Origin of the sequence: Acidovorax sp. Root568 (assembly GCF_001427445.1) — a bacterium.
Taxonomy (GTDB): Bacteria; Pseudomonadota; Gammaproteobacteria; order Burkholderiales; family Burkholderiaceae_C; genus Acidovorax; species Acidovorax delafieldii.
Genome location: NZ_LMGP01000018.1, coordinates 340,114 through 352,495 on the forward strand (window position 1 = coordinate 340,114; position 12,382 = coordinate 352,495).

General features: G+C 65.3%; 11 protein-coding genes. 7 read left to right on the forward strand and 4 right to left on the reverse strand.

Features of this window, described 5'->3' with window-relative positions; genetic code table 11:
* Positions 1-220 precede the first annotated feature (220 nt).
* The 4 genes from ASD75_RS19430 to ASD75_RS19445 all read right to left on the reverse strand — a co-directional run bounded on the left by ASD75_RS19430 (position 221) and on the right by ASD75_RS19445 (position 4,401).
* Positions 221-1,267, reverse strand: coding sequence for a VWA domain-containing protein (locus tag ASD75_RS19430; RefSeq protein ID WP_056060921.1), 1,047 nt, complete (start codon positions 1,265-1,267; stop codon positions 221-223).
* A gap of 67 nt (positions 1,268-1,334) precedes the next feature.
* Positions 1,335-2,381, reverse strand: a complete 1,047-nt coding sequence (locus tag ASD75_RS19435) for a DUF58 domain-containing protein (protein ID WP_056747447.1) — start codon at positions 2,379-2,381, stop codon at positions 1,335-1,337.
* Positions 2,382-2,392: 11 nt separating this feature from the next.
* Positions 2,393-3,409, reverse strand: a complete 1,017-nt coding sequence (locus ASD75_RS19440) for a MoxR family ATPase (RefSeq protein ID WP_056747448.1) — start codon at positions 3,407-3,409, stop codon at positions 2,393-2,395.
* A gap of 44 nt (positions 3,410-3,453) precedes the next feature.
* Positions 3,454-4,401: a S1C family serine protease gene (locus ASD75_RS19445; RefSeq protein ID WP_056747449.1), complete on the reverse strand. Its 948-nt coding sequence runs from the start codon at positions 4,399-4,401 to the stop codon at positions 3,454-3,456.
* 147 nt (positions 4,402-4,548) lie between these two features.
* Between ASD75_RS19445 and ASD75_RS19450 the strand changes: the two genes are divergently transcribed.
* The 7 genes from ASD75_RS19450 to ASD75_RS19480 all read left to right on the forward strand — a co-directional run bounded on the left by ASD75_RS19450 (position 4,549) and on the right by ASD75_RS19480 (position 12,353).
* The gene (locus ASD75_RS19450; protein WP_056747738.1) at positions 4,549-5,388 is read left to right on the forward strand and encodes a TatD family hydrolase; all 840 of its coding nucleotides are present in this window, start codon (positions 4,549-4,551) and stop codon (positions 5,386-5,388) included.
* Between the two features lie 134 nt (positions 5,389-5,522).
* Positions 5,523-6,152 (forward strand): DNA-deoxyinosine glycosylase, encoded by a 630-nt coding sequence (locus tag ASD75_RS19455; RefSeq protein ID WP_056747450.1) that lies wholly within the window; start codon positions 5,523-5,525, stop codon positions 6,150-6,152.
* Positions 6,153-6,917: a hypothetical protein gene (locus tag ASD75_RS19460; protein ID WP_056747451.1), complete on the forward strand. Its 765-nt coding sequence runs from the start codon at positions 6,153-6,155 to the stop codon at positions 6,915-6,917. It abuts the gene before it with no gap.
* A gap of 13 nt (positions 6,918-6,930) precedes the next feature.
* Entirely contained in the window at positions 6,931-8,724 is a 1,794-nt protein-coding gene (locus ASD75_RS19465) for a GspE/PulE family protein (protein WP_056747452.1), read from the forward strand.
* A 196-nt stretch (positions 8,725-8,920) separates the two neighbouring features.
* Complete coding sequence (locus ASD75_RS19470; protein ID WP_056747453.1) at positions 8,921-9,409, forward strand: tripartite tricarboxylate transporter TctB family protein; 489 nt, start codon at positions 8,921-8,923, stop codon at positions 9,407-9,409.
* A 15-nt stretch (positions 9,410-9,424) separates the two neighbouring features.
* Entirely contained in the window at positions 9,425-10,936 is a 1,512-nt protein-coding gene (locus tag ASD75_RS19475) for a tripartite tricarboxylate transporter permease (RefSeq protein ID WP_056747454.1), read from the forward strand.
* 118 nt (positions 10,937-11,054) lie between these two features.
* Positions 11,055-12,353, forward strand: coding sequence for a DUF3422 family protein (locus tag ASD75_RS19480; protein WP_056060948.1), 1,299 nt, complete (start codon positions 11,055-11,057; stop codon positions 12,351-12,353).
* Positions 12,354-12,382: the final 29 nt, after the last annotated feature.

A 12,382-nucleotide genomic window follows, 5' to 3' on the forward strand; every position in this document is an offset into this window, starting at 1 on the left:
AGGGGACGCAGACAGTGGGGTCGCTTTCTCTTTGGTGACTTTCTCTTGGCGAGACAAGAGAAAGTTACTCGCCTGCCGGGCGACTCCCGGCCTCCGCCCTTCATCAAGGCATGCCGTTAATCGGGCAAACAGCCCTTTGCACGGAGGGAGAGTGCTTCAAAAAGCATAGCTGCCAGCGCATATCCCACTAGCACATCCAGCCAAAATCACCCAAAAAAGATCACATCACCCGCCCATACCACCACACCGACAACCCGGCCGCCACCAACGCCAGCACCGCCCCCAACAACGCCAGCAAAGAAGAAATCTCCGTCTCCTTCTTCTCCACCGTCAGCCGCGAGCTCAGCGTCTCGTACACCTTCTTCAAGTCTGCCGCCGTCGCCGCATGAAAGTATTCGGCATTGGTCCGCGCAGCCACGGCCTTCAGGGTTTCTTCGTCCAGCCGTACCCGCATCGACCAGCCCTCAAAGCCAATGGTCTCGCCCTGCACCGTGCCCACCCCCACCGTGTACACCCGCACCCCCCGGTCGGCCGCCCACTTGGCGGCTTCCAGCGGGTCCACGCCCGTCGTGCGCTGACCGTCCGTCAGCATGATGATGGCGGCCGAGTTGTACGAGCCTGGGGCCACGGGCGTGAAGGTCTTGGCGGGGTCCTGCTGCTTGCCCAGCTCTTCGATGGGCTTCGGGCGCATGGCCTGGCGGCCGCCCAGGGCGGCGATGTCGATGCCCGCATCGGGAAAGATGGTGGCCAGGGACAGCATGATGCCGTTGCCCGTGGCCGTGCCGCGCTGCAGCTGGAAGCTGTCGATGGCTTTCACCAGGTCTTCACGGCTCTGGGTGGGCAGCTGGGCCAGCTGGGCGCTGCCCGCAAAGGCCACGATGCCCACGCGCACATGGCGCGGCAGGTCGGCAATGAAGGCCTTGGCGGCGTTCTGGGCGGCGGTGATGCGGTCGGGCTCCACGTCGGCGGCGCGCATGCTGCCCGACACGTCCATGGCCAGCATGATGGTCTGGTCCTGCGAGGGCAGGGTGATGACGGCCAGCGGGCGCGCAGCGGCCAGCAGCAGCGCCACCAGGGCCAGCAGAAACAGCGCGGGCGGGATGTGGCGGCGCAGGTGCTGGCCCGGGCCCATGGCCTCGCGCACCAGGGACAGGCTGGAGTAGGTCAGCGCTGTTTTCTTGCGCCGGTGCAGCAGCCACCAGTACAGCAGTACCAAGAGGGGCACAGCCAGCAGCAGCCAGAGCAGGGTGGGCCAGAGAAAAACCATGGTGTGTGTCCTTGGTGGCGAGTACAGCGTGTGCGGCGGGTGACTAATGAATCAATCTATTGATCGGTCAGGCGGCGGCAGCCGTTGCGGCAGGGCCTGCGGATGCCGATGCGGGGACGAGGGGGTGGCTGTGCGCCCGCACCCGGCGCTGGCGCAGGTCCATGAAGCGCAGCAGGGCGTCGACCAGGTCGTCGTCGGTGCACAGCTCCAGCGTGTCGGCACCTGCGCGCGTCAGGCCTTCACGCAGCGCGGCCTCGCGGTCGGCGGCCAGCTGGGCAAAGCGGCGGCGAAAGCCCGCGTCGTGCGTGTCCACCTGCAGTTGCTCGCCGCTTTCGGCATCGCGCAGCGTGACCAGGCCCACGTCGGGCAGCTCCAGCTCCAGCGGGTCGAGCAGGCGCACGGCCACCACGTCATGCCGCTGGGTCAGTTGTGCCAGGGGCCTTTCCCAGCCGGGCGCACTGATGAAGTCGGACACCACAAACACGGTGGACCGGCGCTTGAGCGTGGCCAGGCCGGTCTGCAGCAGCCGGTGCAGTTCGGTGGCGCCGCCACCGGTCTTGTGCGGCGGCACCGGGGTTTTGGACGGCAGCAGTTTGTGCACCAGGTGCAGCACATGGGCGCGGCTGCTGCGCGGGGGCAGCACGGCGTCCACTGCGCGTTCGGCCTGCGGGCTGGCACCGCCGTAGAGCACGGCGCCCACACGGTTGCCGTGGCGGGTGAGCAGGCGCGAAAGCACGGCGACAAAGCCGGTCAGGATGTCGCGCTTGGCATGGCCGGTGGGGCCAAAGCTGATCGACGGACTCAGGTCCAGCAGAAACCAAGCCGACATTTCGCGGTCTTCGGTGAACACGCGCACATGGGGCGTGTTCAGCCGCGCGGTCACGTTCCAGTCGATGTGGCGCACGTCGTCATGCGGCTGGTATTCGCGCAGGTCGGTCAGGTCCAGACCAGCGCCGCGCATCAGCGTGCGGTAGTCGCCCTGCAGCAGGCCGTCCAGGCGGCGGATCACCTTCCACTCCAGCTCGCGCAGCAGCCGGTCGGCCTGCCCGGGCAGCGTGGGCAGGGTGTGGACCGTGGCGGATGGGACGGATGTGGCGGGCAGCTTGCTGGTCATGGCGGGTGGATTCAAGCGGCCTTTTGTTCGTGGTGCAAGGGGCGCGCCGGTGCCGGGATCTTGGCCATGATGCGCTGGATGAGCGCGTCGGCATCCAGCCCTTCAGACAGCGCCTCGTACGACAGCGCCACACGGTGGCGCAGCACATCGGCGGCCAGGTCCACCATGTCTTCGGGCAGCACATAGTTGCGCCCGCGCAGCATGGCCAGGGCCTGCGCGCCCTCGGCCAGGGCAATGGTGGCGCGCGGGCTGGCGCCGCAGCTGATGTAGCCGGCCAGGTCTTTCAGGCCATGGCGCGCAGGCTCGCGCGTGGCCGCCACCAGCTTCACGGCGTACTGCAGCATCGACGGATCTACATACACCGTGCGGCATTCGGCCTGCAATGCCGCCAGCTGCGCCGTGGTGGCCACGGGTAGCACCTGCACGGGCACATCAAGCGCGCGCTGGGCGATCACGAATTCTTCTTCCTCGGTGGGGTAGCCCAGCAGCACTTTCATCATGAAGCGGTCCACCTGCGCCTCGGGCAGCGCGTAGGTGCCTTCGGTCTCGATGGGGTTCTGGGTGGCCATCACCAGGAAGGGCTCGGGCACCTTGTGGGTTTCGCCCGCAATGGTCACCTGGCGCTCCTGCATCACCTCCAGCAGCGCGCTCTGCACCTTGGCGGGCGCGCGGTTGATTTCGTCGGCCAGCAGCAGGTGGGTAAAGACCGGACCCAGCGTGGTGCTGAACTCGCCGGTTTTCTGGTTGTACATGCGCGTGCCCACCAGGTCGGCGGGCACCAGGTCGGGCGTGAACTGAATGCGCTTGAAGCTGCCCTGGATGGTGCTGGCGAGTGTTTTTACCGTCAGCGTCTTGGCCAGGCCCGGCACGCCCTCGACCAGCAGGTGGCCCTGGGCCAGCATGGCGACCATGACGCGCTCCAGAAAGCGGTCTTGCCCGACCACCACGCGTTTGACCTCGTAGAGCACCTGTTCCATCAGCGTGGCGGTGGCGGCGTTCGATGCATTGGGCGACGTGCTGGATGACATGGGGCTCCTTGCGATGACGAGTGAAGTGGTGGGGCGGTGTACGGTCAGAACGGCGGCATGCCCACGGCGGACGCCGCGTTCTCGATGGGCACCGCAAAACCGATGCCGATGAAGGTGCGCGCCTGCGTGGGGTTGAGGATGGCGGTGACGATGCCCACCACCTCGCCGTCCATCGTCACCAGCGGGCCGCCAGAGTTGCCAGGGTTGGCCGCTGCGTCGAACTGGATCAGGTTGCTGAGCTGGCGCTTGCCCTCGGGCGACGTGAACTCGCGCTGCAGGCCCGACACCACGCCCGCCGAGGCCGACGGGCCGATGCCAAAAGGAAAGCCGACGGCCACCACATGGTCGCCCGGACGCAGGTTCTGGGTGGACCGCAGGGTGGCGGCCTCCAGGTCGTCGGGCACCTTGTGGGCCTGCAGCACGGCCAGGTCGTTTTCGGGTTGTACGCCGGTGATGCTGGCCGTGGTTTCCAGTCCGTCGTGGAAGGTGATGCCGATGCGGTCTGAGCCCGCCACCACATGCAGGTTGGTCAGGATGACGCCTTTGTCCACGATGACCACGCCCGTGCCGATACCGCGCTCGACCTCTTCCTTGCCGTTCTTGCTGCGCCCGTAGCCCACCACGCGCACCACCGAGGGGCCGATGCTCTCCACAGCCCGCGCGGCGGCAGAGGGCGGGGTGGTGGTCTCCAGTGTGCGCAGCACCGCGGCGTCGATGTCGTCCTGGGTGATCTTGCGGGCGGGGCTGCGGGTGTTGTGCCAGGCGCTGGCTACCAGCAAGGCGGCCAACAGCACCACGATGGTCCACAGGGCAACCAGCTGGCGTTTGAATGCCCGGGAATTCGGGGGCGTGGCGGCTGCGGTGGCGGCGTTCGTCGCTGGCGAATCATCTGCGGGCGGCGCTGCAGAGGCCAGGGCTTCGGTGGCATCCACCGCCGCAGGCGTGCGGCTGCGGGCGGGGCGGGAGCTGCTGTAGAGGGCGGGCCGGGGCATCCTGTCACCTTTGCTCGTACACGCCAGGGCCTGGCGCACGCAAATGACAGTAGCACGGTTTGCGGGCAAATGCACATGCAGGGCTACACGGGCCCACCGTCCCCTGCGAACGCAGCCTTTGCAGGCTGCATCGGGCATCATCGGCGCATGACCGCCTGGATCGATACCCACTGCCACCTCGACGCCCCCGAGTTCGATGCCGACCGCAGTGCAGTCCGCACACTGGCGGCGACGCAAGGCGTTTGCCATTGCGTGATTCCGGCCGTGGAGCGCAGCAACTGGGACACCGTGCGGGCGCTGGCGCACCAGCATGGGGACAGCTATGCGCTGGGCATTCATCCCCTCTACACAGGGCGCGCCGAGGAGGAGGACCTGCAGCATCTGGCCGGATACCTGGAGCAGCACCACGCCGACCCGCGCCTGGTGGCGATAGGCGAGATCGGCCTCGATTACTTTGTGCCGGGCCTCGACCCGGCGCGCCAGGAGCTGTTCTACCGCGCACAGCTGCAGCTGGCCCGGCGGTTTGACCTGCCGGTGATCCTGCATGTGCGCCGCTCTGCCGACAAGTTGCTCAAGGGCCTGCGGGATTTGCCGGTGCGCGGCGGTATTGCGCATGCCTTCAACGGCAGCCTGCAGCAGGCGCAGGCGTTCATCGGCCTGGGCTTCAAGCTGGGATTTGGCGGTGCGGTGACCTATGACCGTGCCCTGCAGCTGCGCCGTCTGGCCACCGAGCTGCCCGGCGATGCCCTGGTGCTGGAGACCGACGCGCCTGACATTCCGCCCCACTGGCTGTACACCACGGCCGCAGAGCGCGCCGCAGGACAAGCCCAGGGCCGCAACAGCCCGGCAGAGCTGCCTGGCATTGCGGCGGTGGTGGCCCACCTGCGCGGCCAGCCTGTGCAGGCGCTAGCCGGCAGCACCTGGGCCAATGCCTTGGCCGCGTTGCCCCGGCTGGAAAGGCTGCTGGCAGATGGGCGGCCATCGTAGGGGGATAGAGAGACCGGCAAGGACGATCAAATGGGAGAAATTGGGGAGTTTGCCGCCCTGTGGCAAAGGGCCGACAGCTATCTTTTTTGTGCTGCCAGACGTGGCTGACGGCCCTTTGGGGCCAAAATTGCCCCATGCTTCCAGCCCCTGTTGCAGCCGACCCGTCGCTGGCCTCCACGCCTGACGCCTCCGGCTTGTCCGCGCGCTGGCTGGGCCTTCCGCCGGTGGCAGGTGTGCGCACCGTGGTGCTGGTGCTGGGCAGTTTTCCGGGGGCTGCGTCATTGCAAGCCCGCCAGTACTACGCGCACCCCCAGAACCACTTCTGGAAGATCCTGCAGGCCTTGTGGCCCCAGCATCCCTTGCCCCCGGCGGGGCCGGATGGCTATGCGGACCGCTGCGCCTGGCTGCTGGATCGCGGCCTGGGCCTGTGGGACGTGTACCAGAGCTGCGAGCGCGAGGGCAGCTTGGACACCAGTATCCGTAACGCCCGGCTCAACGACTTTGCGGCGCTGCGCAGCGTGTGCCCCCGGCTGGCCGCGCTGGCGCACAACGGTGCGGAGAGTTTTCGGCACGCGCCGGCGGCGCTTGCCGCGCTGGGAGCTGCCGGGCCGCCGACGCTCTTGCCGCATGATGTGGGCACGTCAGGCGCACGTGCCATCGAGGCCGTGCGGCTGCCATCGACCAGCCCGGCCAACGCCTCCTGGAGTTTTGAACGTAAATTGACCGCCTGGGCCGATGTGATGGCCCGGCACGGATTGCTGTGAATGGCCCGTAAAAAAGAAACCTTGCAAGAACTGCCCGAAGTCAGCGTGTCTGACGACGGCGAAGTGCGCCACCTGCACCTGGGCACACCCTGGATTCAGGGCTCCATGCGCATCGACGAGCCCTTTGCCCTGGAGCTGGAATACGTGCAGCGCATGATGGCTTGGCTGCTGTTTGCCGACCTGGCGCAGGTGTCCAAGGGCCATGCCATGCAGTTGGGCCTGGGGGCTGGTGCCATCACCAAGTTCTGCCACAAAAAGCTGCGCATCTGCACCACTGCCATCGAGCTGAACCCGCAGGTGCTGGCCGTGTGCCGCCAGTGGTTCAAGCTGCCGCCCGACGGCCCCAAGCTGCGCGTGGTGCTGGCCGATGCGTCCAAGGAGATCCAGAACCCCATGTGGCTGGGCACGGTGGATGCGCTGGCTGTGGACCTGTATGACCACGAGGCTGCGGCCCCCGTGCTCGATAGCCCCGATTTTTATGCCGACTGCCGCGCACTGCTCGCGGAGACGGGCTGCATGACCGTGAACCTGTTCGGCCGCGCGTCGAGCTTTGACCGCAGCCTGCAGAGCATGTCCCAGGCGTTTGGCAGCGATGCGCTGTGGGCGTTCAAGCCCACGCGTGAAGGCAACACGGTGGTGCTGGCCCAGCGCACCCCCACGCGGCCCAAGCGCGCGGAACTGGCCGAGCGGGCCGAGGCGATTCAGGCGCGGTGGGACCTGCCCACCACCAAATGGCTGCGGGTGTTCAAGCCTGTGAACCCCTGAGAGGAATCTTGCAATGAATGCTCCTGTCGTGACCCCTGACCGGCTGAAGTCGGCTTCACACATTGGCCCGGTGGACTGGCGCCGCATGGTGCAGTGGCTCAGCGATGACAAGGTGATCTCGCGCGAGGAAGCGCAACGCACCATCGCCCGCTGTTCGCAGGCTGAGAGCTCCCAGCATGCCCTAGTACGCCTTGCCAGTGTGGCCATGGAGCGCGCCAGCGACAGCAAGCCGCTCGACATCGAGGCGCTGTCCGAGTATCTGGCGCAACGTGCGGGCCTCGCCTACCTGCGCATCGACCCCCTCAAGGTGGATGTGGGGCGCGTAGCAGACACCATGAGCGCCACTTATGCGGAACGCCACAAGGTGCTGCCCGTGCAGGTGACCAGCAAAGAAGTGGTGGTGGCCACGGCCGAGCCTTTCATCGATGACTGGGTGGCCGAGGTGGAGCGCCAGTCGCGCCGCTCGGTGCGTCGGGTGGTGGCGAACCCCCAAGACATCCACCGCTTCACGGCCGAATTTTTTGCGCTGGCCAAGTCGGTGCGCGCCGCGCAGAAGGCTGGCGGCAACTCGGGTGGCAGCAGCTTTGAGCAGCTGGTGGAGCTGGGCAAAAGCAACAAGCAGCTCGATGCCAACGACCAGGGCGTGGTCAAGGTGGTGGACTGGCTCTGGCAGTACGCGTTTGACCAGCGTGCGAGCGACATTCACCTGGAGCCGCGCCGCGACCAGGGCGTGATCCGTTTTCGTATCGACGGTGTGCTGCACCCGGTCTACCAGATGCCTATGGGCGTGCACAACGCGATGGTGGCGCGCATCAAGTTGCTGGGTCGCATCGATGTGGTGGAAAAACGCCGCCCACAGGACGGCCGCATCAAGACCCGCAACCAGCGGGGCGAAGAGGTGGAAATGCGCCTGTCCACCTTGCCCACTGCGTTTGGCGAAAAGATGGTCATGCGCATTTTTGACCCGGACAACGCGGTCAAGGACCTTGATGCCCTGGGCTTTGCGCAGCACGACGCGCAGCGCTGGGAGGCGTTGGTCAAGCGGCCCCACGGCATCATCCTGGTGACCGGCCCCACGGGCTCGGGCAAGACCACCACGCTGTACTCGACCCTGAAGCGCGTGGCCACCGAAGAGGTCAACGTGAGCACGGTGGAAGACCCGATCGAAATGATCGAGCCCAGCTTCAACCAGACCCAGGTGCAGCCGCAGCTCGACTTCAACTTTGCCGAAGGCCTGCGCGCCCTGATGCGGCAGGACCCTGACATCATCATGGTGGGTGAGATCCGCGACCTGGAGACCGCCGAGATGGCCATTCAGGCGGCGCTGACGGGCCACCTGGTGTTCTCTACCCTGCACACCAACGATGCCCCCAGCGCCATCACCCGCATGATGGAGCTGGGTGTTCCGTCGTACCTCCTCAATGCCACCTTGCTGGGCGTGCTGGCCCAACGGCTGGTGCGCACGCTGTGCAAGCAATGCAAACAAAAGGATGAGGCCGCGAGCCGCGAAGCCCTGACCGAGGTGGTCAAGCCCTGGAAGATCAGTGGTAGCTACCACCCGTACAAGCCGGTCGGCTGCGTGGATTGCCGCATGGGCGGTTTCAGGGGCCGCATGGGGCTTTATGAATTGCTCACCGTCAGCGAGGCGCTCAAGGACAAGATCACCCAGGCGCCTTCCATTGATGTGCTGCGTCGGCAGGCCGTGCAAGACGGCATGCGTCCCCTGCGCCTGGCGGGTGCGCTGCGCGTGGCCGAGGGGCTGACCACGATGGAAGAGGTGATTGCCGCCACGCCGCCTCTGGAGTGAGCGAAGGGGAGGGGCGGTCATTCCTCTGCGGTTGGCCAGCCATCTTCCATAGTGGGTTTCGAGACAGTCTCCTGGGCGACTCGCACTGCGGTGCAGGCCTGCCAGGCGTTACCGGATGTAGGTGGAATCCACATCGCGCCGCCCCCTCCTTGCCAGCACAATCGCGCAGTCGAGAATTCCGTCAAGGAGACAATTCGTGAAAATCAAGAGTAATAAAGACTTTGCGTCCGGGCTCATGTTCATGGGCGTAGGGATCGCATTTGCGTGGGGTGCCACCACTTACAACGTGGGCACGGGCGCGCGCATGGGCCCTGGCTACTTCCCGTTGTTGCTGGGGATTTTGCTGGCCCTCATCGGCAGCGTGATCACCTTCAAGGCGCTGACCGTGGAAACCGCCGACGGCGACAAGATCGGCAAATGGGCCTGGAAGCCGCTGTTCTTCATTCTGGCTGCCAACTTTGCCTTCGGCATTCTGCTGGGTGGCCTGCCCAGCATGGGCATCCCGGCCATGGGCCTCATCGTGGGCATCTATGCACTGACCTTCATCTCCAGCCTGGCTGGCAATGAGTTCAATGCCAAGGGTGTGTTTGTTCTGGCCACCGTGCTTGCCATCGGCAGCTACGTGGCTTTTGTGTGGGCGCTCAAGCTGCAGTTTCCTGTGTGGCCGAGTTTCATCGCAGGTTAAGCAGGAGCACCGACCATGGAATTATTCAATAACCTCGCGCTGGGTTTTGGCGTTGCTTTCACGTTCCAGAACCTGATTTACTGCTTCGTGGGCTGTTTGCTCGGCACGCTCATTGGCGTGCTGCCAGGCATTGGCCCGGTGGCGACCATCGCCATGCTGCTGCCCGCCACCTATGCGCTGCCCCCGGTGGCGGCGCTGATCATGTTGGCTGGTATTTACTACGGTGCCCAGTATGGTGGTTCCACCACCGCCATTCTGGTGAACCTGCCAGGCGAGTCTTCGTCGGTGGTGACCGTGATTGACGGTTACCAGATGGCGCGCAAGGGTCGAGCGGGGCCGGCGCTGGCGGCTGCAGGTCTGGGTTCGTTCTTCGCGGGCTGCGTGGGTACGCTGATCCTGGCAGCCTTTGCGCCTCCGCTGACCGAAGTCGCGTTCAAGTTCGGTCCTGCCGAGTACTTCTCGCTGATGGTGCTGGGTCTCATCGGTGCTGTGGTGCTGGCCTCAGGCTCGTTGCTCAAGGCGGTGGCCATGATCGTGCTGGGCCTGCTGATGGGTCTGGTGGGTACCGACGTGAACTCGGGCGTGGCCCGCTTCAGCTTCGATATCCCTGAGCTGACCGACGGCATCGGTTTTGTGACCATCGCCATGGGCGTGTTCGGTTACGGCGAAATCATTGCCAACCTTTCGCGTCCTGATGACGAACGCGAAGTGTTCACTGCCAAGGTCGAGGGTCTGTTCCCGACCAAGGACGATTTCAAGCGCATGATTCCCGCCGTGCTGCGTGGTACCGCGCTGGGCTCTGCACTGGGTATCCTGCCTGGTGGCGGTGCGCTGCTGGCTGCTTTTGCTGCCTACACGCTGGAAAAGAAGACCAAGCTGCAACCCGGCGAAGTGCCTTTCGGCCAGGGCAATATCCGTGGCGTGGCTTCTCCGGAAGCTGCCAACAACGCCGGTGCACAAACCTCGTTCATCCCGCTGCTGACGCTCGGCATTCCTCCCAACGCCGTGATGGCGCTGATGGTGGGTGCCATGACCATCCACAACATCCAGCCTGGTCCCCAGGTGATGACCAGCAACCCCGAACTGTTCTGGGGCCTGATCGCTTCGATGTGGATCGGCAATGCGATGCTGATCATCTTGAACCTGCCGCTGATCGGCATCTGGATCAAGCTGCTGACCGTGCCTTACCGCTGGCTGTATCCGTCCATCGTGCTGTTCTGCGCGGTGGGTGTGTACTCCACCAACAACAACACCTTCGACATCTGGATGGTGGGTGCGTTCGGTCTGATTGGCTACATCTTCTACAAGCTGGGGACCGAACCGGCACCGCTGCTGCTCGGTTTCATTCTGGGCCCCATGATGGAAGAGAACCTGCGCCGTGCGCTGCTGCTGTCGCGTGGTGACTGGAGCGTGTTTGTGACGCGTCCGCTGTCGGCTGGCCTGTTGGCGGCTGCGGCACTGCTGCTCATCATCGTGCTGCTGCCTTCAGTCAAGAACAAGCGCGAAGAAGCGTTTGTGGAAGACTGATCGGGTCCGATTCTTTTCTCACCCTGATCAACGGCACCTTCGGGTGCCGTTGTTTTTTGGGCAGTGGCGTCCACGTGGTACGGCTGTCGCCAGTACACAATTGCGGGCAGAGGTCCGCATGTCTACACCGTTTCATCCCACGCAGCACCCGCACCGGGCGATGCTGCACAACGAAATCCACGCCCGCCCGCCCGAGGCGATGAATGCCCCGCTGGCCATCGCGCACATCGTGATGCTGGCCGATGCGGCAGGGCGCGAGGCCAGCCGGGCCCATGTGGCCGCGCTCCTGCGGGACCACCACATGGCGCTGCCCGACGCCCAGACCACCCACTTGCGGATGGACTTGGGCGCTTTTCGGATGCGCTGGGAGATGCACACCGAATTCGTCACCTGGACCTTCATGGTCCCGGCTCCGGTGGAGGCTTTTGGAGAGCGGGAGCCGGTCAGTGCCGTGGATTCCGTTCCGCACGACTGGCTTGCAGCTTTGCCCGGCCAGTGCCTGTGCAGCCTGAACCTGTGGGTGCTGCCCACACACACCTTTGGATCGGGCTCTCTGGTCAAGCACGTTCTGCACGAAGACACATTGGTAGCTTCTACCGTGGCCGACGGGCATGGTGAGGTGTACACCGACTTTGCGATCCACGCCGACGGCTTTTCGCGCATGGTGCTGCTCGCAGGGGGTATGACACCACGGCGCCTGGGGCGTTTGGTGCAGCGCCTGCTGGAAATCGAGACCTACCGCATGGCGGCCTTGCTCGGTCTGCCTGCCGCTCGCGAGGCTGCCAGTGTGCTGGCCTTTGCTGAGCGCGAACTGGCGGCGCTGGCTGAAGCCATCCGCACGGCCAACCGTGATGACGAGCCCGCCTTGCTCGACCGGCTGACGCGCCTGGCCGGGCAGGTGGAAAGTCAGTACGCAGCCACGCACTCGCGCTTCTCGGCCAGCAGTGCCTACTTTGAATTGCTGGACCGCCGTATCCAGGACATTGCCGAGTCCCGCCTGGCGGGCATGCAGACCATCCGGGAGTTCATGGACCGGCGCCTGACCCCTGCTCGCAGTACCTGTGAGTGGGCAACCCGTCGGCAGGATGCGCTGTCGCAGCGCGTATCGCGCATGAGCAACCTGCTGCGCACCCGGGTAGAGATCGAACAGCAGCAAAGCAGCCAGGCGCTGCTGACCACCATGAACCACCGGCAGGATCTGCAGTTGCAGATGCAGTCCACCGTGGAGGGGTTGTCTGTAGCGGCCATTACCTATTACATCGTCGGGCTCGTCAGCTATCTGGCCAAGGGCGCGCAAAAACTGGGCTGGCCGTTGTCGCCGGAGACTACGGCAGCCCTCGCGATTCCGGTGGTGGCGGCAGGGGTGTGGTGGTCACTGCGGCGGCTGCACCAGCGGGTGTTCCACAAACACCGCTAAGGCGGTTGGCCCACCGATCTGTCGAGCGG

Excerpts from the sequence above, each read along its gene's own strand:
- ASD75_RS19430 (WP_056060921.1), bottom strand. The coding sequence starts at position 1,267 with ATGGTTTTTCTCTGGCCCACCCTGCTCTGGCTGCTGCTGGCTGTGCCC.
- ASD75_RS19435 (WP_056747447.1), bottom strand. The coding sequence starts at position 2,381 with ATGACCAGCAAGCTGCCCGCCACATCCGTCCCATCCGCCACGGTCCAC.
- ASD75_RS19440 (WP_056747448.1), bottom strand. The coding sequence starts at position 3,409 with ATGTCATCCAGCACGTCGCCCAATGCATCGAACGCCGCCACCGCCACG.
- ASD75_RS19445 (WP_056747449.1), bottom strand. The coding sequence starts at position 4,401 with ATGCCCCGGCCCGCCCTCTACAGCAGCTCCCGCCCCGCCCGCAGCCGC.
- ASD75_RS19450 (WP_056747738.1), top strand. The coding sequence starts at position 4,549 with ATGACCGCCTGGATCGATACCCACTGCCACCTCGACGCCCCCGAGTTC.
- ASD75_RS19455 (WP_056747450.1), top strand. The coding sequence starts at position 5,523 with ATGCTTCCAGCCCCTGTTGCAGCCGACCCGTCGCTGGCCTCCACGCCT.
- ASD75_RS19460 (WP_056747451.1), top strand. The coding sequence starts at position 6,153 with ATGGCCCGTAAAAAAGAAACCTTGCAAGAACTGCCCGAAGTCAGCGTG.
- ASD75_RS19465 (WP_056747452.1), top strand. The coding sequence starts at position 6,931 with ATGAATGCTCCTGTCGTGACCCCTGACCGGCTGAAGTCGGCTTCACAC.
- ASD75_RS19475 (WP_056747454.1), top strand. The coding sequence starts at position 9,425 with ATGGAATTATTCAATAACCTCGCGCTGGGTTTTGGCGTTGCTTTCACG.
- ASD75_RS19480 (WP_056060948.1), top strand. The coding sequence starts at position 11,055 with ATGTCTACACCGTTTCATCCCACGCAGCACCCGCACCGGGCGATGCTG.